Below are 23,216 nucleotides of genomic sequence, written 5' to 3'. Positions count from 1 at the left end.
GAACAGACGGGGAAGATATGTTCCGCCGGGGAACGCCACTTGTTTAAGTTGGCGTTTAACGCCTGATCAATCGATCAAGGTGTCACGGCATCAAAGATCATTGCCACCGAACCGGTGTAATCGCCCGGTTTAAAAGAACTGCCCAGCGCCTTGATGTTCAAAGGTGCGCGGTAGTTCACATCGGAGTCGGCCTCATCCACCACCAGTTTCGGTGTCAGGTCCAGTACCTTGTTGTTGAACGAAACTTGCAGGTCGATGGATTCAGAACCCGCGATCAGTTTCGGCAGGCTTTCCAGGCTGGCGTGAACCGAACCATTGTTATTGCGCACATCGAAGAAGCCGTTGACTTCGCGCAGCTTGCCAGTGGTCGGCTGAAAGCTCATGTCCTGGTCCTTGTTGACCAGATCCGGGTCGGTCGGCACTACGTAGAAACCGTCGGTAGGTACGTGCGCGACGAGGCTGATGGAGTGACGGGCTTCACCGGCAGCGAAGACCATGGACGAACTCAGAGCCAGAACAGCCAGGGACGCAGTGATTGCAGTTTTCTTGAACATCGGTCAGTACCTGTGTGCTTTTTTTGGGATCGAAACATTGAAGTTCAAGTAACGCTTGCCGATACCGGCCGAGATACTCGCAAGTTCAACGCCGGGGCATGATCGACTGTTCTCTTCGGAATGTAAGCAGGCAACTTCCCACGAAGTTGTAGTTCAACAGCCTCGCGACTGGAAAGAAAAAACACTGAAAACCGAGAATATCAAAATACGACTGTAATACTTGGACTACGCACAGTTTTCGCTAAAAAACATTACACCAATCCGAACTTTGCCAACCGGCACTTTCATTACTTTTTAGAATATAAACTCAATATTAATAGAGTCATAGCTTTAACTTTCCGGTTATTTTAAATCCATCAAATAAAACTTATGCCGCGAGGATTGCCGTGGGCCAGAGCTCGGCGGCCGCTCGTCGGCTGTCCGGCAAAAACGCCTTGCACAACGCAAAAGATATATCTTAAGTTGTATCTAAACACGACGAGAGAAGACAGAAAATGAGAGACCATCATTCCCCCCACAGAGAGCACGGCGATGGCCGCGACGGCTTTGAAAAGCGCCCGGGCCGCGAGCGCGGCGGTCGCGGTCCACGGGTATTCGCCCCCGGTGATCTGAAATTGCTGCTGCTGGCGCTGATCGCCGAACAGCCGTGCCACGGCTACGACCTGATCCGCCAGATCGAAGGCATGTTCGATGGCGCCTACAGCCCAAGCCCCGGCGTGATCTACCCGACCCTGACCTTTCTGGAAGAAAGCGAAATGATCTCGGGCGACGCCGAGGGCGGCAAAAAACGCTACGCCGTGACCGATGCCGGCCGCCAATCCCTCAGCGAACAAGCCGTGGCCCTCGACGGCGTGCGCATGCGCATCGATGTGAGCAAGCGCTCATTGCGCGGCCATGACCGGCCGCCGGAAATCCACGAAGCGGTGCACAACTTGCGCCACGCCCTGCAAATGCACCACGGACGCTGGAGCGCCGAAGAAATCCTGCGTGTGCGTGATCTGCTCAACGACACCGCCAAAGCCATCGTCGACGGCCCCGCCGTACAACCTGCCCCGGAGCAAGCCGAATGACCGCAGTCGATACCCAAACCATTCACCGTGTGATGCACGAAATCAAACGCCGTCGGCTCGAAGTATTGCGCGTGGTCGACCTGACGCCGCGCATGCGCCGCATCACTTTGGGCGGGCCTGAGTTGGCCGGATTCATCAGCCTCGGCACTGACGATCACGTCAAACTGCTGTTCCCGCAGAACGCCGAACAAAGCGCTGCGCTGGAGAATCTGGTGCTCGGCGCTGGCAAGACTGACGTGCCAATGCCCGAGATGCGCGACTACACCCCGCGCCGCTATGACCTCGACACACTTGAGCTGGATATCGATTTCGTTCTGCACGGCGATGGCCCTGCTTCGACCTGGGCCGAGCAGGCCAAGCCCGGACAATTTCTGCACATCGGCGGGCCGCGCGGCTCGATGATCGTGCCGGACATCTTCGACAGCTACCTGCTGATCGGCGACGAAACCGCCCTGCCCGCCATCGCGCGCCGTCTCGAAGGTCTGGCGTCCAATCGCAAGGCGCTGGTGGTAATCGAAGTGGCGAATGGCAGTGAGCAGCAAGTGCTGGAGAGTGCGGCGCAGGTCAATGTGATCTGGGTGCTGCGCGATGGTGGCAAGGACAACCTGCTGGCCACTGTGAAGCAGTTGCAGGTGCCCAAGGGCAGTCTGTATGCGTGGGTCGCGACCGAGAGCAAAGTCTCGCGGCAGATCCGCCGGGTGCTGCTGGATGAGCATGGGCTGGATGAGCAATTGGTCAAAGCCGCAGGCTACTGGCGCGCTGAGGGTTCTGAAGAAGAGTAACTGCGCACATTTGTGGCGAGGGAGCTTGCTCCCGCTGGGCTGCGCAGCAGCCCCTGATCCTGCCGACTCGTTATGTCAGGTAAACGCAATCGCTGGGTTTACGACTGCTGCGCAGCCGAGCGGGAGCAAGCTCCCTCGCCACAGGGGCTGACCTTGTTCAGTCTGGATGCCAGCGGTCGAGGCCAATGACGATAAGTGCAATCAACAAAAACCCCACCAATATCCCCCCGGCATTGAGAAATACCTGTGGATAACCCAACTGCGCCACGTCAATGAACGGGTACGCATAAGCGCCCAGCAAATGCCCGCGCAGCAGCGCATAGGCGAAGTACACCAGCGGATAGATCAGCCACAGCGGCAGATGCTTCAGGCGCAACGTGCCTTTCGGAACACAAAACCACCAATATGTCAGGAACAGCAGCGGCATCACGTCATGCAGCAATTCATCGGCGATAAACTGCCAGCCTTCCGGATGCCACAAATGCCGCAGTAAAGCGCTGTACGCAAGGCCGACCACGGTGATGCTCACGGCAATCGCGCTACTGACCGATGGCAGCAAAAACCAGCGCCGCGCAGCCGAATCACCATCCGTCACCGCGCAAGTCAGCACCACCGCCACCAGCGTGTTGGTCAATACCGTGAAGTAGCTGAAAAAACTCACCAGTCCACCCAGCAGACTGGCGTCGACACTCAATCGAGCGAAGAAAATCAGATACAGCTGAATGCTCAGCCCCGCCCAACCAAGCGTGGCGGCCGAGGTAATCAGACGTCGCCGCAATACGGCGCTCATCTCAGAGCGGGCGCTTGGTGCGCATCAGCTTCACGTACAGACGCTCGACCTTCTCCCGCGCCCACGGGGTCTTGCGCAAAAAGGTCAGGCTCGACTTGATGCTCGGATCGCTCTTGAAGCAACGGATGTCGACACGCTCGGCCAGCCCCGACCATTCGTAGTGGGTCACCAGCGCATTGAGGATCTGTTCGAGGGTCACGCCGTGCAGCGGATCGGGGTTGTGGTCGTTCATGCCAGGCCTTTGGGCGAAGTGAAACTGCAGAAGCCGCGCACCTTAGCCGAGGGCATCGGCAGGTGGAAGGCCTAGCGTTAAATGTAGGTCAACCAACGAAGATCGCAGCCTTGCGCGGTGCCCGCAATGCGCTCTATTGCCGCACTGTTACAGAATCCGAAAGGCTGCATGTCTGCAAAAGCGCTTTGTCTTTTTGTTACAGATCATTATCCTGCCGGCCTTCTGCTGAATCGCTTCATTGCCTGCGACAAATCGTAGCGGCCAGCCCATCCCCAAAAAAAGATCAAGAAAGACCTATTTATGCCCGATTTTCCGCTTTTCCGAGACAGCGCTATCTCAACCCTGCGCGTGATCGCCGGCTGCTCCGCCCTTGGCCTCGCCACCTGCGCGCAAGCCGCACCGGCCTTCGACAGTGAATCACCGTGGATGCTCGGTGACTGGAACGGCACGCGCAGCGAACTCTCGGCAAAAGGCATCGACTTCAAACTCGATTACACCGGCGAAATGGGCAGCAATCTGCACGGCGGCTATGACCACGACCGCACGGCGCGTTACAGCGATCAATGGGGTCTGGGCACGCATCTGGACCTGCAAAAACTCCTCGGCTGGAGCGATGCAGAGTTTCAACTGACCGTGACCAAACGCAGCGGCAACAACATCAGCAACGACCGCATCAACGATCCGCGCGTCGGTGGCTTCACCTCGGCGCAGGAAGTCTGGGGCCGTGGCCAGACCACGCGCCTGACGCAGATGTGGTATCAGCAGAAATTCTTCGACCAGAAGCTCGACATCAAGGTCGGCCGCTTTGGCGAAGGCGAAGACTTCAACACCTTCCCGTGCGATTTCCAGAACCTCGCGTTCTGCGGCTCGCAGGTCGGCAACTGGGTCGGCGGCATCTGGTACAACTGGCCGGTCAGCCAATGGGCGATGCGCGTCAAATATCACCTGACGCCGGAGCTGTACGCACAGGTCGGCGCGTATGAGCAGAACCCGTCGAATCTGGATCGCGGCAACGGCTTCAAGCTCAGCGGCAGCGGCACCCAGGGCGCAATTCTGCCGATCGAGCTGGTGTGGACGCCGAAACTCAACGGCCTGCCGGGCGAATACCGCGCCGGTTACTACTACAGCAATGCCAAGGCAACCGACGCCTATAAAGACCGCAACGGTCAGCCGGCGGCCCTGAGCGGCGAAGCCTACCGCAGCGCCTCCAGTAAACACGGCGTGTGGCTCGGCGTGCAGCAGCAGATCACCAGCGTTGCCAGCGATAACTCGCGAGGTTTGAGCGTGTTCGCCAACGGAACGATGCACGACAAGAAAACCAACGCCATCGATAACTACGTGCAGGCCGGTATCACCTACAAAGGCCCCTTCGATGCCCGCGCCAAAGACGACATCGGCTTCGCCCTGGCCCGCGTGCACGTCAACCCGGCCTTCCGCAAAAACGCCGAAGCGACCAATCAGGCGCGCGCGGTTTATGACTACGACGACCCGTCGTTCCTGCCGCCGCAAGACACCGAATACAGCGCCGAGCTCTATTACGGCGTGCACGTCACCAATTGGCTGACGGTGCGCCCGAACCTGCAATACATCCGCCACCCGGGTGGCGTGGACAAAGTCGATGACGCGCTGATCGGCGGGATCAAGATCCAGTCTTCGTTCTAAAGATTTCGTTAGCTAAACAAGTTTTATCTGAACCATGCCCGCGCCGGATCGTCATCTACAGTGACTACAGCGCGGGACTACTTGAAACGTCACGGAGAACCACACTATGAGCACTGAAGGTGCTTCGAGTCGAAGCCGTCTTCTGCCGAACCTGCTCGGCATTCTGCTTCTGCTAATGGGCCTGGCCATGCTGGCCGGGGGGATCAAGCTGAGCATGCTCGGCGGCTCGCTGTATTACCTGCTGGCCGGTATCGGCATTGCGCTGACCGGCATTCTGTTGCTGATGCGCCGTCGTGCCGCGCTGGGCCTGTACGCCGTGGTGCTGTTCGCCAGCACCGTGTGGGCCTTGTGGGAAGTGGGCCTGGATTGGTGGCAACTGGTGCCGCGTCTGGCCCTGTGGTTCGCCCTCGGCGTGGTCATGCTGCTGCCGTGGTTCCGCCGTCCGCTGCTGATCAATGGCCCTGCGCCAATGGGCACCGGCGCTTTGAGCGTGGCTGTGATTCTGGCCGGCGCCACTGCACTGGCAAGTCAGTTCACCCACCCGGGTGAAACCTTTGGCGAGTTGGGTCGCGAGACTGCCGACACCACCAGCGCCGCGCCGCAAATGCCTGATGGCGACTGGCAGGCCTACGGTCGTACCGAATTCGGTGACCGCTACTCGCCGCTGAAGCAGATCACCCCGGCCAACGTCGGCAAGCTGCAAGAAGCCTGGCGCATCCAGACTGGCGACCTGCCGACGGCCGATGATCCGGTCGAGCTGACCAACGAAAACACCCCGCTCAAAGCCAACGGCATGCTCTACGCCTGCACGGCTCACAGCAAAGTGCTGGCGCTGGATCCGGACACCGGCAAAGAACTGTGGCGCTTCGACCCACAGATCAAGAGCCCGGTCGGCTTCAAAGGCTTCGCCCACATGACCTGCCGTGGCGTGTCGTACTACGACGAAGCGGCTTACGCGAAAGCTGAGAACGCCACGTCCGCCGTGATCTCCGAGGCTGGCAAAGGCGTCGCTCAAGCTTGCCCGCGTCGTCTGTACCTGCCGACCGCCGATGCACGCCTGATCGCGCTGAACGCCGACACCGGCAAAATCTGCGAAGGCTTCGGCACCAACGGTGTGGTTGACCTGACCCAAGGCATCGGCCCGTTCACCCCGGGTGGCTACTACTCCACCTCGCCAGCCGCGATCACTCGTGATCTGGTGATCATGGGCGGCCACGTTACCGATAACGAATCGACTAACGAGCCGTCCGGCGTGATCCGCGCCTACGACGTGCGCGACGGTCATCTGGTATGGAATTGGGACAGCAATAACCCGGACGCCACCGAGCCGTTGGCCCCGGGCCAGACCTACAGCCGCAACTCGGCGAACATGTGGTCGCTGGCCAGTGTCGATGAAAAACTCGGCATGGTTTATCTGCCACTCGGCAACCAGACCCCAGACCAGTGGGGCGCTGACCGCACCCCGGGCGCCGAGAAATTCAGCGCCGGCCTGGTCGCGCTGGACCTCGCTACCGGTAAAGTGCGCTGGAACTACCAGTTCACCCACCACGACCTGTGGGACATGGACGTCGGCAGCCAGCCTACCCTGCTGGACATGAAAACCGCCGACGGCATCAAACCTGCGCTGATCGCTCCGACCAAACAGGGCAGCCTGTATGTGCTGGACCGTCGTGACGGCACGCCGATCATTCCGATCAAGGAAATCCCGGTTCCGCAAGGCGCCGTGAAAGGTGACCGCACCGCACCGACCCAGGCCCGTTCGGACCTCAACCTGCTGGCCCCGGAACTGACCGAAAAAGCCATGTGGGGCGCGAGCCCGTTCGACCAGATGATGTGCCGCATCCAGTTCAAGGAACTGCGTTACGAAGGTCAGTACACCCCTCCGTCGGAACAGGGCAGCCTGATCTATCCGGGTAACGTCGGCGTCTTCAACTGGGGCGGCGTGTCGGTCGATCCGGTTCGCCAGATGCTGTTCACCAGCCCGAACTACATGGCCTTCGTCTCGAAAATGGTGCCGCGCGAAAAAGTCGCCGCCGGCAGCAAACGCGAAAGCGAAACCGCTGGCGTGCAACCCAACACCGGGGCGCCTTACGCGGTGATCATGCACCCGTTCATGTCGCCAATCGGCGTACCGTGCCAGGCCCCGGCCTGGGGCTACGTTGCCGGTATCGACCTGACCACCGGCAAAGTCGTGTGGAAACGCAAAAACGGCACTACCCGCGACAGCTCGCCAATCCCGATCGGCATGAACCTTGGCGTGCCAAGCATGGGCGGCTCGATCGTGACTGCCGGCGGCGTCGGCTTCCTCAGCGGCACGCTCGACCAATACCTGCGCGCCTACGACGTCAACAACGGCGCAGAGCTGTGGAAAGCTCGCCTGCCGGCTGGCGGCCAGGCAACCCCGATGACCTACACCGGCAAGGACGGCAAGCAATATGTGCTGCTCGTAGTCGGCGGTCACGGCTCGCTGGGCACCAAGATGGGTGACTATGTGATTGCGTACAAACTGCCGGAATAAGCTTTAGCGGCGGTAAAAGGAAGGCGACGCCCGTGAGGGTGTCGCCTTTTTTGTGCACGATGGTTTTTACACGCGCTGTTTATGTCCTACAGATTTGGGCGTTTGGTGGGAATGTTTCCGACAACTCGCGTCGGTTGTGGCTCGGAAATGCGCTGGGTAGGCTTTGGGGCGTCGCTGCAAATTCAGCGAACGGGCTTGGTCGTCCGGGTTTAGAATGGCGCACTTTATAAGCTTGCTTATGGCGAACTGTGCGTGGGAGGGCTAACGGCCCTGCCGGGTATCCATTCCCTGGTCGACCAACCTGCGTACGGTTCGCCACCCTACTGCTTGGTCGCAGTGAGCGGCGAACTCCACATCCCGAATGGAGTTCCATCATGAAAAAGCCAACACCAAACCCACCCGAAACCGACGACACCTCGCCCTACGAATCGGCCGATTCAAAGAAATTCCACGACGCCGCCGAACGCGCCCTCGACCACCACTTCAACCCCATCCCGAAAAAATGCCCTGGCCGGCAACCGAGCCAGATGTTTCAGATCGCCCAAGGTATGGACGACGAGAGTCTGTTGGCGCATGCGTGTGAATCGTTGGCGACTGCGAGCGTCATGGCCAGCGATGTTGCGGCCTACGTTGACTCGCCGCAGCGGCATCGGATTCTGGGGATACAGCAAGTGATCATGCTGGCGGAACTGGCGGTGAATCGGGTGTTGGATAATGTCGAGGTTGGTCAGCCTGTGAGGCAGTAGCTGAAATGGTTTGGGGTTGAGGCTGAGACTCAAGCACCTTCCAGAGCTGCCCTCACCCTAGCCCTCTCCCAGAGGTAGAGGGGACCGACCGAGGTGCCCACGAAAAATACGCCGACGTGAAATACCGAGCTGAACGCAGATTTTGAACACCACCAGATCTGCTTCAGATTTTGCCCCACCACCACTCAACAGGATGAGCGTTAGCTCGGCTGCAGCTCTTGATCTCAAGCGCCCATCGGCAGGCTGAGTGGAGGGGTTCATCCGGGGGGAACATCGAGAGGAGGTGCAGCGCAGCAAACCGGAGGCGATGCCCCCGGATGAATCCCGTAACGAAGGAACCCCGAGCCTAAGCGAGCGGGCCGAACGTCAGGGTAAAGACCTTTGCTTCCTTTGGGCTGGGCCGGCATTCCGGCGTTTGCCAAAGGGAGTCGACCGTCAGGGCGAAACCGCCAGAAGCAGCACCCGAAGAAACGGATATTCACCCAAACCCCAAACCCCACACCCAAAAAACCCTGTCCAAACCCTGAACACACACTCTGAAATATCCGCTGCCATTGAAACCACGCAAAGCCTGCCCCATCTAACACCCATATCCAATTGCGCAGGTGCCCCATGAGCGACCAGCAAGAATTCCCCGATAACCCCGCCGACTACACCGAAACCACAGACGACCACATCGAACACCACCCCACCGGCAAAGGCCTGGCCCTCCCCGGCCAGAACCTGCCGGACAAGGTCTACGTCATCCCGATCCACAACCGCCCGTTCTTCCCGGCCCAAGTCCTGCCGGTCATCGTCAACGAAGAACCGTGGGCCGAAACCCTCGAACTGGTGAGCAAATCCGAACACCACTCCCTGGCCCTGTTCTTCATGGACACGCCCCAGGAAGACCCGCGCCACTTCGACACCGGCGCATTGCCCGAGTACGGCACGCTGGTCAAGGTGCACCACGCCAGCCGCGAAAACGGCAAACTGCAATTCGTCGCCCAGGGCCTGAGCCGTGTGCGCATCAAGACCTGGCTCAAGCACCATCGTCCGCCGTATCTGGTGGAAGTCGAATACCCGCACCAGCCGACCGAGCCGACCGATGAGGTCAAGGCCTACGGCATGGCGCTGATCAACGCGATCAAGGAACTGCTGCCGCTCAACCCGTTGTACAGCGAAGAACTGAAGAACTACCTCAACCGCTTCAGCCCGAACGATCCGTCGCCGCTGACCGACTTCGCCGCCGCCCTGACCTCCGCCACCGGCCCCGAACTGCAAGACGTGCTCAACTGCGTGCCGATGCTCAAGCGCATGGAGAAAGTCCTGCCGATGCTGCGCAAGGAAGTCGAAGTCGCGCGTCTGCAGAAAGAAATCTCCGCCGAAGTGAACCGCAAGATCGGCGAGCATCAGCGCGAGTTCTTCCTGAAGGAACAGCTCAAAGTCATTCAGCAAGAACTCGGCCTGACCAAGGACGACCGCAGCGCCGATATCGAACAGTTCCAGCAACGTCTTGAAGGCAAAGTCCTGCCGGCGCAGGTAAAGAAACGCCTCGACGAAGAAACGCACAAGCTGTCGATCCTCGAAACCGGATCACCGGAATACGCAGTCACGCGCAACTACCTCGACTGGGCCACCTCGGTGCCGTGGGGCGTGTACGGCGAGGACAAACTCGACCTCAAGCATGCGCGCAAGGTGCTCGACAAACACCACGCCGGTCTCGACGACATCAAGGACCGCATCCTCGAATTCCTCGCGGTCGGCGCTTATAAAGGCGAGATCAGCGGCTCCATCGTGCTGCTGGTCGGCCCGCCGGGCGTGGGTAAAACCAGCGTCGGCAAATCGATTGCAGAATCCCTCGGCCGGCCGTTCTACCGCTTCAGCCTCGGTGGTATGCGCGACGAAGCCGAGATCAAGGGCCATCGCCGCACCTACATCGGCGCGCAGCCGGGCAAACTGGTGCAGGCGTTGAAAGACGTCGAAGTGATGAACCCGGTGATCATGCTCGACGAGATCGACAAGATGGGCCAGAGCTACCAGGGCGACCCGGCCTCGGCGCTGCTCGAAACGCTGGACCCGGAACAGAACGTCGAATTCCTCGACCACTACCTCGACCTGCGCATGGACTTGTCGAAAGTCCTGTTCGTCTGCACCGCCAACACCCTCGATTCGATCCCCGGCCCGTTGCTCGACCGGATGGAAGTGATTCGCCTGTCGGGCTACATCACCGAAGAAAAAGTCGCCATCGCCAAGCGTCACCTGTGGCCAAAACAGCTGGAAAAGGCCGGTGTGTCCAAAGGCAGCCTGAGCATCAGCGACAGCGCCTTGAAAGCCTTGATCGACGGTTATGCGCGTGAAGCCGGGGTGCGTCAGCTGGAAAAACAGCTGGGCAAACTGGTGCGTAAAGCCGTAGTGAAATTGATCGACGAGCCGAAAGCGGTGATCAAGATCGCGCCGAAAGACCTCGAAGCGTCCCTAGGTCATCCGGTATTCCGCAACGAGCAAGTGCTGTCCGGCACCGGTGTCATCACCGGTCTGGCCTGGACCAGCATGGGCGGCGCGACCTTGCCGATCGAAGCAACGCGCATTCACACGCTGAACCGTGGTTTCAAACTCACCGGACAACTCGGTGATGTTATGAAAGAGTCGGCGGAGATCGCCTACAGCTACGTCAGCTCGCATCTGAAGTCGTTTGGTGGCGATCCGAAATTCTTCGACGAAGCTTTCGTCCACCTGCACGTGCCGGAAGGCGCAACCCCGAAAGACGGCCCGAGCGCCGGCGTGACCATGGCCAGCGCCCTGCTTTCACTTGCGCGTAATCAAGCGCCGAAAAAAGGTGTGGCAATGACTGGCGAACTGACGCTGACCGGGCATGTACTGCCGATTGGCGGGGTGCGCGAGAAGGTGATTGCGGCGCGGCGGCAGAAGATTTTCGAGCTGATTTTGCCGGAGCCGAATCGGGGAAATTTTGAGGAGTTGCCGGAGTATCTGAAGGAAGGTATTACCGTGCACTTCGCGAAGAAGTTTTCGGATGTGGCGAAGGTGCTGTTCTGACATTGCTGTAGTGCCTGCTGTACCGCTATCGCTGGCAAGCCAGCTCCCACAGTGGTCGCGGTGTTCACAACACCTGTGTTCACCGCAAATCCTGTGGGAGCTGCGGTGCGACGATTCGACTTGCCAGCGATGGCGTCAGCCGAAACAACACCGATTCCCGCACTGTCACACTTCGTCTCATCTTCAGTTATGCTCGCCGTTCGTCGTGAACGCCCGGAGCCGCTGACCCTATGTCCCCCACTCGCCTGTTTGTCCCGCTGTCCCTCGCCCTGCTGGCCGCCTGCGCCACGCAGCCGAAAACCAACGTGGCCGTGGAAAAACAAAGCGAATGCCCGGTGAAACTCACCAACGGGCAAAACCTGATCATCACCCTGCCAAGCAATCCCACCACTGGTTATCGCTGGGCCATTCAGGATTCGGCCGGCGGCGTGTTGCGCGCGCTCAGCCCCGAGGTTTACACCAACCCGGAAGACGCTGGCGTGGTCGGCGCGGCCGGTGTGTCCACTTGGCGCTTCCAGGCGTTTACCGCCGGCACGGGGCGTCTGCGCCTGACCTCGCAACAGCCATGGGCACCGGAAGTGCTGCCGGTGGAAACCTTTGACTGCGCAATCTCGGTGAACTGAGCGTGGGCTGGCTGATCCTGGCGCTGATGGGCGCGGTGACTTTTCTTTACGGCTTGAGTACCCACGCGGCGCTGCTGTGTCTGTTGGTCAAACCGTTGCCGGTGCTGGCGTTGCTCGGTTGGCTGCACGATGCACCACCAAGCGATTACCGCCGCTGGATCAGCCTCGGTCTGATTTTTTCGCTACTCGGTGATGTGCTGCTGGCGTGGCCGGGGGATTTGTTTGTGTTTGGCTTGGGCGCGTTTCTGGTTGCGCATCTGGCATATCTAAAGGCTTACCTCAGCGACTGCAAACGTCTGGCGCTGTTGCCGCTGATTCTCGCCCTCGGTGTAGGCGCCGTGCTGCTGGGGATTCTGATTTCCCACGGCCTCGGGCCGTTGCTGGTGCCAGTGATCATCTACGGCACAGCCATCAGCGCCATGCTCTGGCGCGCACTCGCGCGTCTCGGCACTGATGTGCCGAAGCGTTCGGCATTGCTCGCGGCCGGCGGTGCGCTGGCATTCGTGTTTTCCGACAGCGTGATCGGCATCGACCGCTTCGCCGCCCCCTTCAACGCAGCGCCGTACGTCATCATTCTCAGTTACTGGCTAGGCCAGTGGGGCATCGCCGCCTCGGCGTTCTCCCAAAGCAAACGCTAACCCCTGTGGCGTGGAATTTATCCCCGTTGGGTGGCGAAGCCGCCCCAAAATCTGCAATCGCGGTGAATCAGGCCTACCGCATGCGAAGATTCAGGACTGCTACGCAGCCCAACGGGGATAAATCCCCTCGCCACGTCGGACAACCCAAGCATCCGCGCGCCACTTTGGCTAAAATGCCGGCCTTTCCATTTCCACCGCCGGAATCGCCGTGAGCAAAGAACCCGATCGCATTTTCGCCCAGCCTTTGGCCCAGGTGCCTGACTTCGCCTTCAACGAGGACGTGGTGCGGGTGTTTCCGGACATGATCAAGCGCTCGGTACCGGGTTATCCGACCATCGTCGAAAACCTCGGCGTGCTCGCGGCACAATTTGCTCAGCCGAACAGCGTGCTCTACGACCTCGGTTCGTCCCTCGGCGCGGTGACTCAAGCGCTGCGTCGGCATGTGCGCACCGAAGGTTGCCGGGTGATCGCTGTGGATAACTCGGCGGCGATGGTCGAGCGCTGCCGTGAATACCTCAACGGTCAGGATTCGATGTTCCAGGAGTTGCTGCCGGTCGAAGTGATCGAAGGCGACATTCTTGCGCTCGACTTCCAGCCCGCCTCGGTCGTCGCGCTGAATTTCACCCTGCAATTCATCGCCCCCGATCAGCGCACCGCGTTGCTCGCGCGTATTCGCCAGTCTTTGCTGCCCGGCGGCGCATTGATTCTGTCGGAGAAGCTGCGTTTCAACGATGCTGAAGAACACGCGCTGCTCACTGATCTGCACGTCGCGTTCAAGCGCGCCAACGGCTACAGCGATCTGGAGATCGCCCAGAAGCGCAGCGCCATCGAAAACGTCATGAAGCCCGACAGCCTCGAAGAACACCGCGAACGCCTGTTGGCCGCCGGGTTCTCGAAAGTCGTGCCGTGGTTCCAGTGTCTTAACTTTGCCTCGTTGATTGCCTTGCCATGATTGATCTGTCCCCCCTCGCCCGCCGTTTGGCCGGCTCGCCGCTGGCCGAATGGGCCAACACCCTGCAAGCGCAACTCGACAAGAAAATGGAGAAAGGCCACGGCGATCTCGAGCGCTGGCAAAGTGCGCTGGACGCCTTGCCGAAGATCCAGCCGAACGAAGTGGACTTGCTCAACGGCTTGAAGCTCGACACCGATTGCGACGATGAAACCCGCGCGCAAATGCGCACTGCATTGATGGGCCTGTCGCCATGGCGCAAAGGGCCGTTCGACCTGTTCGGCGTGCACGTCGACACCGAATGGCGCTCGGACTGGAAGTGGTCGCGGGTCGCGCCGCATCTGGATCTGAAAGGCAAACGCATCCTCGATGTCGGTTGTGGCAACGGCTATTACATGTGGCGCATGCTCGGTGCGGGTGCTGACAGCGTGATCGGGGTCGATCCGAACTGGTTGTTCTTCTGCCAGTTCCAGGCCGTGCAGCGTTATCTGTCAGAGCCGAATGCCTGGCACTTGCCGTTCCCGTTCGAAGACCTGCCGCCGAACATGGAAGGTTTCGATACAGTGTTTTCGATGGGCGTGTTCTATCACCGTCGCTCGCCGATCGAGCATTTGCTGGCGCTGAAGGATTGCCTGGTCAAGGGTGGCGAACTGGTGCTGGAAACCCTGGTGGTCGAAGGCGACAAGCATCAAGTGCTGGTGCCCGAAGATCGCTATGCGCAGATGCGTAACGTGTGGTTCCTGCCATCGGTGCCGGCGCTGGAATTATGGCTGCGCCGCGCCGGTTTTACCGATATTCGCTGTGTTGACGTGAGTACGACCACGGTCGAGGAACAACGCGGGACGGAGTGGATGAAGTATCAGTCGCTGAGCGATTTTCTTGATCCCGAGGATCACAGCAAAACCGTAGAAGGGCTGCCGGCGCCGATGCGTGCGGTGATTGTCGCGAAGAAGTAACCCGATCTCCCAAAATTCCGCGGTGAGCCCACCCCTCACCCCAGCCCTCTCCCGAGGGAGAGGGAGCCGATCTTCAAGCTTTTCAGAACTTGAGTTCGGCTCAAAAATTTCAGGTCGGCGTAACGTCAACATTCACCTCGGTCGGTCCCCTCTCCCCTGGGAGAGGGTTAGGGTGAGGGGCTCTTTGCTCGGCGTGCCCGAAAGAACTCACTGAGCACCGCCCCACACTCCTCCGCCAACACCCCACCTTCATACAACACCCGGTGATTCAAAAAGCCCTGGGTAAAAAACTGCCCCTGGCTCTGCACGATCCCGGCCTTGGGTTCCAGCGCGCCATACACCACCCGCGCAATCCGCGAATGCACGATCAAGCCGGCGCACATGCTGCACGGCTCCAGCGTGACGTAAAGCGTACTGCCCGGCAGACGATAGTTACTCACAGCCTGAGCCGCCGCACGGATCGCGACCATCTCCGCGTGGGCACTCGGGTCACTGCCACTGATCGGGCAGTTGAAGCCGCGCCCGATGATCTCGCCGTCCTGCACCAGCACCGCGCCCACCGGCACTTCGCCGAGCGCCGCGCCTTGTGCCGCCAGCACCAACGCTTCGCGCATGAAGTCGCGGTCACGGCTGCGGTCGATGATCGCGGCGGGGCGAATCTGGCGCATCACTTCACCTCGATGGCGGCCATCAGGCCGGTTTCCATGTGGTCGATCACATGGCAGTGGAACATCCAGACACCGGGGTTATCCGCCACCAGCGCCACTTGCGCACGCTCGTTCTTGCCCAGCAGATACGTGTCGGTGAAGTACGGAATGATCTTGTGCCGATTCGACGCGATCACCTTGAAACTCATGCCGTGCAAATGGATCGGGTGCTGATACTGAGTCATGTTCTTCAGTTCGAAAATATAGCTCTGCCCCAGTTTCAGGCTGGCAATCGGCCGGTCGGCACAGGTTTTGTCAGTGATGTCCCAAGCCTTGCCATTGATCTGCCACAGGCTTGGCGGCCTGCCGTTGTCGACGTTCACCGACACTGAACCGACCCATTCGAAATTGAAGTTGAGTTTCTCGGCATTAGCCAGATCGGGTTCGGCTACCGGGTTAGCCGGCAGTGCGGGTGGCCATTGTGTCGGCGCCTCGTTGTTGGCTACCGAGCGCAACGTGCCCAGTCGCACCGGGCCGTTGCGCAGCGACAGTTCTTCACCCGCCGCAGGCGCTTTGATCGCCAGACAGATACGCATGCCGGGGCCGAGCCAATATTCCTTGCCCAATGGGCGCGGTTCGATCGGGTTGCCATCGAGCGCATAGATCTGCGCTTCGACACCGGGAATGTTGATGCGATAAGTCAGGGTGTTATCAAGATTGAGCAAACGTACCCGCGTGATCTGCCCGGCCGGCAGATCAATCACCGGCAGCGGTACACCATTAATAGTCGACAACCGCCCCGCCGTACCGCCACGCGCCGCTTCACGCGGAATGCTGAATTCGACGAAGTTGCCTTGCTCATCGATGTGCCAGTTCTTCAGGCTCAAAGTCTTTTCATACTTGAACCCGGTCGGCTCGCGCTCCTCGACAATCAGCGGCCCCACCAGCCCGCGACCGAGCTCTTCGCTGCTACTGACGTGCGGGTGATACCAATAGCTGCCAGCGTCCGGCACACGGAATTTGTAGTCGAAGTATTCGCCCGGCAACACCGGCAACTGCGAAACGTACGGCACGCCATCCATCTCCAGCGGCAGACGAATGCCGTGCCAGTGAATGGTGGTCGCGACCGGCAAGTGATTGATGAAGCGCACGCGCAGCCATTCGCCCTGACGCACGCGCAACTCGGTACCCGGCGCCGACGGCCCGAACGCCCAGGCCTCAGTCTTGTGCCCCGGCACCAGTTCAACGTCCAGCGGCGCAGCGATCAGCTCATAGTCATGCCCCGCGTCAGCATCGGCCATCTTGCCCAACCAATAGCGCGACGCGCCCCCCGCCCCCACGCCAACGACAACAAGACCGGCCAGGCCACCGAGGATTTGGCGACGGGTAAAGGACATGAACTCAACTACCTCACGTATTTGCGGCGGGCCAAGGCCCGCAAAAGGCGAATACGATACACCTGCGGATGAGAAACAGTAAGGGCGACCGAGAGACGCACCGATCAGCATTCAGCTACAAACCAAATTGGGCAATCCTCCGATAGAGTGGTTGATGTCTTCGTCAAATAGTGGCACTTTGACCTAACTATTGGATCCAAACGAAAACACAAGGATTGTGCATGCCTGCATACCCGGGATGGCTCAACAAAGTCATCGACCAAGAGGTCAACACCCCAATAACCGCTGACGCTCGAACCACAGCCACCACGTTTTTGGGATGGCCGCGAGACAAGGTTTTTATTGAAGTCATCAAGGGCGGCCAAGCTGACTTCGATTCCCCTCAAAAAGAACTGACAGGGCCGGACAAAGCTCTCCTGTATGCGAAGTACAACCAGGGTCGGCATCTGGATGAACTCAGATGCGCTTTCGACCAACTCTTCAAAACGTCCTCTTTAAGCAATCGCCCGACGGTCGTCGATCTCGGCTGCGGTCCATTTACGGCGGGTCTGTCACTGGCCGCTGTACTGGGACCGGAGAAGATGTTCCGTTATTACGGCGTGGATCAATATGAATCGATGCGCGTTTTGGGAAACCGGATGGCAGAAGCCACTAAGGCCCAGGACGCCCTGCACATTCAGACGCGCTTTCAGTTCACCGACGAGCTGTCAGGCATCGACTTCGGAGCCGTGCGAGGTGAGCTCACAATCTTCGTCGCGTCATATCTCCTTGCCAGCCCAACTTTGGTGCCGGAGAAATTGGTTGCCGACATCCTAGCCGCTCACAAACGCATAGGACCTGGTCCATGCGCGGTGCTCTATACCAACAGCCCGAGCGAAAAAGCCCGACAAAAATTCCCTGCCTTCAGTGAAAGCCTGATAGCTGGCGGTTTTACGTCTTGTGGAGAACATCTCGAACCGTTCACCCGCACACGCAACCCTAAAGACCTTCATTACGCACTCTTCTTCAAGAGCGCGAAACAACAAAATTTCAGAGACAAGTGTTTATGAAACTCCCAGTGCTAGACGATTTGATCGATGAACAGATGAAAATCTACCACGCCCCACCGGATGAAAATTTGTTCGTCTTGGGTCCCCCTGGTTCGGGCAAAACAACCATGGCGGTCTACAGAACCCAATACTTGAGGAATCTCAAGCGCAGCGCTGTCCTGATAACCAAGAATCGTATGCTTGCAGCACTGGCACTTCAATTAGGCGGCGAAAAGATCGCAGCGAATACGATGAATACGTTCTTTACTAAGGATTTCTCCAGCCGGTTCGGATACATCGCTCCTCAACCAGTCCAACGCTTTCACTACGATTGGCCAGCCGTAATGGCGCAATATGAATCTGCTCAGGTCGAGCCAACACTCGACCACCTGATCATCGATGAGGGACAGAATCTCCCAGCAGCGTTCTATTCTTGGGCTGTGCGTTACGGAGCAAAGACCGTAACTGTTTTCGCCGATGAGGATCAAACCACCGACGGCCAGCGCGCATCAATTCAAGATATCTGTAATGCTCCAATGCCAGAACCTTTCCGGTTAATGGAAAACCATCGCAACACTGAAGAAATTGCCCAGGTAGCAGAGCACTTTCACCATCGCGGTAATACTCTTCCACCTGGCATCGTCCGGCGTGGACGAAGCGGTTCTGTTCCACGTCTTGAATTTGTTTCCGGTTGGTCACAAGCGGTCACACTAATTGCTAACGGCTACCGCAACCGGGGCGGATCAATCGGCGTGCTCGTACACACCATCCAAGATGCTATAGATCTGCAAACCCTCCTTCAGGCAACCCTGGAACCTGGCACACGCGTGGATGTTTACACCCACAAAGCGCCAAAGGAAAGCGAACACAAAATCAAACTGATGACACCTGGAATTACTGTTCTGACGAGCCTCGCGGTGATTGGTCTTGAATTCAACACTGTCTACTTGCAAGATCTCTTTCGCCCATCACGCGAAAGCCTCACCGATGAGCAAAGACGCCTGTACATGCTCTGCGCGCGAGCACGGGATCACCTCACCATTTTCAACGGTCTGCCTCCTTTGACTCAGCATCAGCTCTCTCGATTACCCGCTCCGAACCTTTTGAACAGATGATTGCGAAGCCGCAGGCGCCAATGACAACGATGCCACTGTTCCTTGAAAGCGAGCAGGAAGACGCTCGCCCTGAAAATACTCAGCCTCCCGAAAGCCGAATGGCTCTCTCGCTCGACCACAGGGCCTGGCTGAGTTTTCTGGCTGATGAGTGGTGCATGCCTGCGAACGAGCCGGGCTTGTATCTCGGTGTAAACAAACCTTTGGAGCGCAAGCTCCCAGAGGATCGAATCGCCATTACCGTCTGGTTTGATTCGAGCCTGCTTCCAACAATAAAGGTGCTGAGACACCGCAACCGAGCTTGGTCCAACGGTTTGCTTGATACGAAGCAAGACAAGAAAGTCTGCTGGCCTAGCGCATTACCTCTGTTCGCAGTGAGCCACTTCTGCGTGAAGTCTGAATCGGACAAAGAACGTTTGATTGCGATGGTTCAGGGCTTCTCGAATCTTGCTTTGCCAGAACAGCCGATTCTCGTCGAGGATGAAGTCACCCAGGCTTTCAATCCACCCAAAAAATCGCCAAGCACGCCTGCGTTCCCACCAGATCGATGGAATGCTTTGCGAGGTGCTGCAACGATGGCGGTCTGGGCTATTCCTACCATAGATCCGTGGCTGCATGCTCTATGCGACTCATTTTCAGAGCATCAGCCACCTGAGTTTTTCGCATCACTGGACGCGCCATGGCTTGCGCACTTGCCATGGCATCAGCCTGGTGGACCGACGCACATGACGCCGGCCATAGCCTTGTGGCGCGCGATGCTGGAAACATTTTCCGAAGTCAATGTACGAGAAGCATGGCGTCCTTCGGATCTGCTCGAAACGATATGCGACAAAGCGCGATGCGCTGCCATTGAGCCAGGGACACTCGACGATCTGCTGCTGCAGACGAGCGCGATTCTGGAGGACAGACAGGTAGTACAAAAAGAGAGAGGCGACTACGATCCGGTGGGACTGGTGTTGCAACTCATTCTGTTGCGTCCCAAACCTGATCAATTCATCACTTGGAAGAATGACATGCCTGCCTTACCACCTGCTATCTGGTGGTCAGGCGCGATTTTGAGTGGGCTGGTCACTGGTTATCGAAACCTGGAGATACGTTTCAGAGGTCTAACCGAATCGAGTAGACAGTTAGCGTTGCTCACATGGCAATCCGGAGCGAGTGCAAAGTCTCCAGCGCCGCAATGGCCCACTCACAAAATCGGAGCAATAAACTGGAGACTCGCTGAAGGCCAAATAGAGTTTTTATGTGCCGATCAAGTATGGGCCCAACGCCCGTTAGGCAAGCGCGGACACTGGTATAGCGCAAACTTCGAAAACGCCTTGATTCAAGATAAAGCCATCGAGATTGCCAAATGGCTCTTCCCGGCAGCAATTCGGCCTACCTTGCGTATTCAAAACGCGGCTATTCAACTATCGGGTGATGGCCGAATTGAAATTGATCGAGACTCGAGACAATTGAATGTCACGGGCGATCTGTATCTTTCTCTGCCCGAGAATATCGAGCAAGTTGACCGGTTCGATTCGGATATTTTCAGAAAATGGCTGGCGACCGGAAGTATTGCGCAGAAGCTACCTTTCCCACCTACCGAAACTGTCAACGCTGAGGTGACGGACCCTCTCGCACCGAAAGGTCTTAAGATCAAGCGTGACTTCATAACCGAGGCAGAAGAACTCCGCTTGCTCGAATGGGTCGAGCTAGGTGAGTGGTTATCTGACTTGAAACGCAGGGTTCAGCACTATGGTTGGAGGTACAACTACAAGCTTCGCAAAGTTGACTCTGCCTCGTACTTGGGACCCTTGCCAAAGTGGGCGCAAACTCTAGGACAGCGTTTACTTGATCTAGGCATGGTTAAAGAATTACCCGATCAAGTCATCGTCAACGAGTACGTAGGAAATCAAGGCATCAGTAAGCACATTGATTGCCCTGACTGCTTCCGCGGGCCAATTGTCACTATCAGTTTGTGCGAGACGTGGCAAATGACATTCAGATCGGGCAATGAAAAATTCGAGACTAACCTGTCTCAGCGAAGCGCGGTTTCAATGGATGGCCCGGCCCGATACGAATGGTCTCATGAGATACCACAGCGCAAGAGCGAGCAGGGCAACCTACGCGGCCGTCGAATTTCGTTAACCTTCAGAAAGGTCGATAGAGAGCCACCAAGTAACTAGTGAAGCAGCTTGTAACCGTTAGGCTGCGCAACAACCTTACATACGGGGAGAACCTCCCGTAGAATTCCGCCGTGGCTATGGAACACCTTCCTTCTAAACCCTATGAACTAGGGGTTCCGCTCTCCACACCGCGCCTGCTCCTAGCAGGCGTTTTCATATCGGCTGTAGACATGATGCTGCAGCTCGCTAACGACGGCGACCTAGGGAGAAAATCAAGCATGAATCAGGAGCTGTTCCTGCGTCGCCGTAGCAAAGTTCACGTCCCGATGGGCATTGGCGGCGCTACGCGCGCTCAGGTCGCGTCGGCTGTCCGGGAAATCGCGGCGTTCAGATGCGTACTGTCAGAGCCTCTGATTGAGCAAATCGGCCTGTTGTCGGCGACAGAACTCAAGCACTGGTTGCATGACATTGTCGGAATTCTTCGGCGCAGGAGTGGCGCTCATGTGCACCACCGGCCGTTTTATCCTGACTTTCCAGAGCAGGTTCTGACGGCCTCGGAGGCCGAGCTGTACCTTAACGCCGTCATGCATTACCTCACGCTTCGACGTTTACCAGCGACTGAAGAATCTCGACCTCCATTGCTTGAAGGCAAGCTCGTACCTTGGGTTATCGAACCGGGAAGCATCCCTGAGTTCGAGTCACTGTTTGAGCCACTGGTTTCATCACGCACATCGCTCTCCGAAGAAGAAGCTGCCGATGTCATCTGGTTTATCCGCGAATACAACAGTGATGTGTTCCGTCTGCTGCCTGAGGTCATTCCGTTCCGGGAGATCCGGGCACAAGTTGGCGGGGCGCTGATCCGGCATGTACCCGGTGATGCACGGGTGGATGCATTCCTGGAGCGAAACGTCGAGACAGCAACTGACGTATTACGACTCGCGGTCGCGTTGAACGGAGGAGATGTGTCACTGGCGACCGCTACGACACGTTTCAAAGCGATGAAGCGCTCGATACGCCGTCTGCTGTTGAGCCTTCTCGATCGAATACCCAACGCTACGGAAGACGTGATGCGGCAAGCCGAGCGTTGGAAACGTCTGGCTGAAGTACTTCATCCTGGCGACTACGCCGATAAGTATCCAAAAGCGCTGGCCGCCATCACTGCGGCGCGTCGCAACGAAGCGACTGACTCATTTGGTTCACGTGTCGAAACATTGTTCGCCCAGCGTGATATTGCCGAGCTTGTGTCCGTGCTACAAAGCCGTCCCGGTGAGTTCGCGCGCCGGCTGGACGCAACACTGCGACGCGCGACGGAACCAGAGTCGGTTCTCGATGCATTCGAGGCTGTTGCGGCACAAGTGTCCTCGCCTGTCCTGCTGCAGGTGCTGGCCCAGGTACGCGCTCCACGCCCCCTACCCCTGCGAGCCTTCACGCCGAAAGGTTCATTCGCCAAAGTCTATGGCATCAAGGATCACCGAGAGCCTCTCGCACCCGAGGTGCTAGCTCGTGCAGCCCGAATCTGCGAGGACGCTCTGGTAACGCGTTTTGCGACACTAGCGCCGTTGGGTCGCTGTTACATCGATCCAGAATTACGCGAATACAGAGTACCGTTGGCACAGCGTGCTTCATCGAAGTCACTACGCACACTGGTGCGGGGCAGTCGCTTGCCTATGCCTGACACACGTTTCATTCGCCTTTTCCTATGGTGGAAAAACGGTCGTTCACGCACGGACATCGATTTGTCCGCCGCATTTTTCGACGCCAACTTCGTGTTCAAAGAAACGGTTGCGTACTACAACCTGAGAGATTACGGCGGCTACCACAGCGGCGACATCGTCGACGCGCCCGAGGGGGCTTCGGAGTTCATTGACCTCGACCTTGAAGTCCTCGTCGAGAAGGGAATCCGTTATGTCGTCACGTCCATCAACTCATACACCCAGCAGCCGTACTGCGATCTGCCAGAATGCTTCGCTGGCTGGATGGCCCGCGCCGATACGGCATCGGGTGAAGTATTCGAGCCACGAACGGTGTTCGATCGTATCGATATCGCATCCGACACACAGATCTGTCTGCCATTCGTGATGGACTTGCAGGAGCGGCGGGTGATCTGGGCCGACCTGGGATTGACCTCAGCTCCCCGGTGGAACAATGTCGGGAACAACCTCAGCGGGATATCGTTGATGCTGCGAGCTTTGGTACATACACCAAGGCCTGATCTGGAGACATTGTTCGATTTGCATGTACGAGCACGAGGCGAACGAGTGGTTTCGCCGCAGCAGGCACAAGCGGTGTTTGCACCTGATCAAGGGATAACTCCGTTCGATACGGATTTGATTCGGTCACAGTTCCTCTAATACCTGCGCCTGCCTTT

The 23,216-nt window shown here is 58.2% G+C and carries 19 protein-coding genes; 14 read left to right on the top strand and 5 right to left on the bottom strand.

From position 1 onward, the window contains the following. Nucleotides 1–74: 74 nt before the first annotated feature. Complete coding sequence (locus tag ACP7EE_RS10560) at nt 75–554, bottom strand: CS1 type fimbrial major subunit (RefSeq protein ID WP_426205952.1); 480 nt, start codon at nt 552–554, stop codon at nt 75–77. 494 nt (nt 555–1,048) lie between these two features. On the opposite strand from ACP7EE_RS10560, the gene ACP7EE_RS10555 reads away from it, so the two are divergent. Together ACP7EE_RS10555 and ACP7EE_RS10550 are read left to right on the top strand one after the other, a co-directional pair. Further along, on the top strand, nt 1,049–1,624 hold the full coding sequence (locus tag ACP7EE_RS10555; RefSeq protein ID WP_420650599.1) for a PadR family transcriptional regulator: 576 nt from the start codon (nt 1,049–1,051) through the stop codon (nt 1,622–1,624). Then, nucleotides 1,621–2,406, top strand: a complete 786-nt coding sequence (locus tag ACP7EE_RS10550) for a siderophore-interacting protein (protein ID WP_426234450.1) — start codon at nt 1,621–1,623, stop codon at nt 2,404–2,406. Before ACP7EE_RS10555 ends, ACP7EE_RS10550 begins: the two co-directional genes overlap by 4 nt. Before the next feature lie 157 nt (nt 2,407–2,563). Here ACP7EE_RS10550 and ACP7EE_RS10545 read toward each other — a convergent pair whose 3' ends face one another. Beyond that, nucleotides 2,564–3,196, bottom strand: a complete 633-nt coding sequence (locus ACP7EE_RS10545) for a Pr6Pr family membrane protein (protein ID WP_426234449.1) — start codon at nt 3,194–3,196, stop codon at nt 2,564–2,566. Nucleotide 3,197: 1 nt separating this feature from the next. Next, nucleotides 3,198–3,428, bottom strand: coding sequence for a VF530 family DNA-binding protein (locus tag ACP7EE_RS10540; protein ID WP_420650596.1), 231 nt, complete (start codon nt 3,426–3,428; stop codon nt 3,198–3,200). A gap of 300 nt (nt 3,429–3,728) precedes the next feature. Between ACP7EE_RS10540 and ACP7EE_RS10535 the strand changes: the two genes are divergently transcribed. From ACP7EE_RS10535 to cmoB, 8 genes are all read left to right on the top strand, one after another. Further along, nucleotides 3,729–5,090, top strand: coding sequence for a carbohydrate porin (locus ACP7EE_RS10535; RefSeq protein WP_426234448.1), 1,362 nt, complete (start codon nt 3,729–3,731; stop codon nt 5,088–5,090). A gap of 106 nt (nt 5,091–5,196) precedes the next feature. After that, nucleotides 5,197–7,608: a glucose/quinate/shikimate family membrane-bound PQQ-dependent dehydrogenase gene (locus ACP7EE_RS10530; protein WP_426234447.1), complete on the top strand. Its 2,412-nt coding sequence runs from the start codon at nt 5,197–5,199 to the stop codon at nt 7,606–7,608. 374 nt (nt 7,609–7,982) lie between these two features. Continuing rightward, a complete protein-coding gene (locus ACP7EE_RS10525) occupies nt 7,983–8,354 on the top strand; it encodes a DUF6124 family protein (RefSeq protein ID WP_426234446.1) in 372 nt (123 codons plus the stop codon). Nucleotides 8,355–8,966: 612 nt separating this feature from the next. Next, nucleotides 8,967–11,390, top strand: coding sequence for an endopeptidase La (lon, locus tag ACP7EE_RS10520; RefSeq protein ID WP_426234445.1), 2,424 nt, complete (start codon nt 8,967–8,969; stop codon nt 11,388–11,390). Between the two features lie 230 nt (nt 11,391–11,620). After that, on the top strand, nt 11,621–12,013 hold the full coding sequence (locus ACP7EE_RS10515; RefSeq protein ID WP_426234443.1) for a protease inhibitor I42 family protein: 393 nt from the start codon (nt 11,621–11,623) through the stop codon (nt 12,011–12,013). A gap of 2 nt (nt 12,014–12,015) precedes the next feature. Beyond that, complete coding sequence (locus tag ACP7EE_RS10510) at nt 12,016–12,651, top strand: lysoplasmalogenase (protein ID WP_426234442.1); 636 nt, start codon at nt 12,016–12,018, stop codon at nt 12,649–12,651. Nucleotides 12,652–12,859: 208 nt separating this feature from the next. After that, nucleotides 12,860–13,603, top strand: coding sequence for a carboxy-S-adenosyl-L-methionine synthase CmoA (cmoA, locus tag ACP7EE_RS10505; RefSeq protein WP_420650589.1), 744 nt, complete (start codon nt 12,860–12,862; stop codon nt 13,601–13,603). Continuing rightward, the gene (gene cmoB, locus ACP7EE_RS10500) at nt 13,600–14,556 is read left to right on the top strand and encodes a tRNA 5-methoxyuridine(34)/uridine 5-oxyacetic acid(34) synthase CmoB (protein ID WP_426234441.1); all 957 of its coding nucleotides are present in this window, start codon (nt 13,600–13,602) and stop codon (nt 14,554–14,556) included. Before cmoA ends, cmoB begins: the two co-directional genes overlap by 4 nt. Nucleotides 14,557–14,723: 167 nt before the next feature. Here cmoB and tadA read toward each other — a convergent pair whose 3' ends face one another. Both tadA and ACP7EE_RS10490 read right to left on the bottom strand, forming a co-directional pair. Beyond that, nucleotides 14,724–15,224, bottom strand: coding sequence for a tRNA adenosine(34) deaminase TadA (gene tadA / locus ACP7EE_RS10495; protein WP_420650587.1), 501 nt, complete (start codon nt 15,222–15,224; stop codon nt 14,724–14,726). Further along, nucleotides 15,224–16,600, bottom strand: a complete 1,377-nt coding sequence (locus tag ACP7EE_RS10490; RefSeq protein ID WP_426234440.1) for a multicopper oxidase family protein — start codon at nt 16,598–16,600, stop codon at nt 15,224–15,226. The genes tadA and ACP7EE_RS10490 overlap by 1 nt, the downstream gene beginning before the upstream one ends. 221 nt (nt 16,601–16,821) lie before the next feature. Between ACP7EE_RS10490 and ACP7EE_RS10485 the strand changes: the two genes are divergently transcribed. From ACP7EE_RS10485 to ACP7EE_RS10470, 4 genes are all read left to right on the top strand, one after another. After that, nucleotides 16,822–17,649, top strand: a complete 828-nt coding sequence (locus ACP7EE_RS10485) for a hypothetical protein (RefSeq protein WP_426234439.1) — start codon at nt 16,822–16,824, stop codon at nt 17,647–17,649. After that, nucleotides 17,646–18,743 (top strand): AAA family ATPase, encoded by a 1,098-nt coding sequence (locus ACP7EE_RS10480; protein ID WP_426234437.1) that lies wholly within the window; start codon nt 17,646–17,648, stop codon nt 18,741–18,743. The genes ACP7EE_RS10485 and ACP7EE_RS10480 overlap by 4 nt, the downstream gene beginning before the upstream one ends. Before the next feature lie 20 nt (nt 18,744–18,763). Then, a complete protein-coding gene (locus tag ACP7EE_RS10475; RefSeq protein WP_426234436.1) occupies nt 18,764–20,908 on the top strand; it encodes an alpha-ketoglutarate-dependent dioxygenase AlkB in 2,145 nt (714 codons plus the stop codon). A gap of 218 nt (nt 20,909–21,126) precedes the next feature. After that, on the top strand, nt 21,127–23,199 hold the full coding sequence (locus ACP7EE_RS10470; protein WP_426234435.1) for a TerD family protein: 2,073 nt from the start codon (nt 21,127–21,129) through the stop codon (nt 23,197–23,199). The last annotated feature ends 17 nt before the right edge of the window (nt 23,200–23,216 follow it).

The organism is Pseudomonas sp. TWP3-2, assembly GCF_049897765.1.
GTDB lineage: Bacteria > Pseudomonadota > Gammaproteobacteria > Pseudomonadales > Pseudomonadaceae > Aquipseudomonas.
This window is presented reverse-complemented; position numbering and strand designations above follow the sequence as displayed.

Excerpts from the sequence above, each read along its gene's own strand:
- ACP7EE_RS10560 (WP_426205952.1), bottom strand. The coding sequence starts at position 554 with ATGTTCAAGAAAACTGCAATCACTGCGTCCCTGGCTGTTCTGGCTCTG.
- ACP7EE_RS10555 (WP_420650599.1), top strand. The coding sequence starts at position 1,049 with ATGAGAGACCATCATTCCCCCCACAGAGAGCACGGCGATGGCCGCGAC.
- ACP7EE_RS10550 (WP_426234450.1), top strand. The coding sequence starts at position 1,621 with ATGACCGCAGTCGATACCCAAACCATTCACCGTGTGATGCACGAAATC.
- ACP7EE_RS10545 (WP_426234449.1), bottom strand. The coding sequence starts at position 3,196 with ATGAGCGCCGTATTGCGGCGACGTCTGATTACCTCGGCCGCCACGCTT.
- ACP7EE_RS10540 (WP_420650596.1), bottom strand. The coding sequence starts at position 3,428 with ATGAACGACCACAACCCCGATCCGCTGCACGGCGTGACCCTCGAACAG.
- ACP7EE_RS10535 (WP_426234448.1), top strand. The coding sequence starts at position 3,729 with ATGCCCGATTTTCCGCTTTTCCGAGACAGCGCTATCTCAACCCTGCGC.
- ACP7EE_RS10530 (WP_426234447.1), top strand. The coding sequence starts at position 5,197 with ATGAGCACTGAAGGTGCTTCGAGTCGAAGCCGTCTTCTGCCGAACCTG.
- ACP7EE_RS10525 (WP_426234446.1), top strand. The coding sequence starts at position 7,983 with ATGAAAAAGCCAACACCAAACCCACCCGAAACCGACGACACCTCGCCC.
- lon (WP_426234445.1), top strand. The coding sequence starts at position 8,967 with ATGAGCGACCAGCAAGAATTCCCCGATAACCCCGCCGACTACACCGAA.
- ACP7EE_RS10515 (WP_426234443.1), top strand. The coding sequence starts at position 11,621 with ATGTCCCCCACTCGCCTGTTTGTCCCGCTGTCCCTCGCCCTGCTGGCC.
- cmoB (WP_426234441.1), top strand. The coding sequence starts at position 13,600 with ATGATTGATCTGTCCCCCCTCGCCCGCCGTTTGGCCGGCTCGCCGCTG.
- tadA (WP_420650587.1), bottom strand. The coding sequence starts at position 15,224 with ATGCGCCAGATTCGCCCCGCCGCGATCATCGACCGCAGCCGTGACCGC.
- ACP7EE_RS10490 (WP_426234440.1), bottom strand. The coding sequence starts at position 16,600 with ATGTCCTTTACCCGTCGCCAAATCCTCGGTGGCCTGGCCGGTCTTGTT.
- ACP7EE_RS10485 (WP_426234439.1), top strand. The coding sequence starts at position 16,822 with ATGCCTGCATACCCGGGATGGCTCAACAAAGTCATCGACCAAGAGGTC.
- ACP7EE_RS10480 (WP_426234437.1), top strand. The coding sequence starts at position 17,646 with ATGAAACTCCCAGTGCTAGACGATTTGATCGATGAACAGATGAAAATC.
- ACP7EE_RS10475 (WP_426234436.1), top strand. The coding sequence starts at position 18,764 with ATGACAACGATGCCACTGTTCCTTGAAAGCGAGCAGGAAGACGCTCGC.
- ACP7EE_RS10470 (WP_426234435.1), top strand. The coding sequence starts at position 21,127 with ATGAATCAGGAGCTGTTCCTGCGTCGCCGTAGCAAAGTTCACGTCCCG.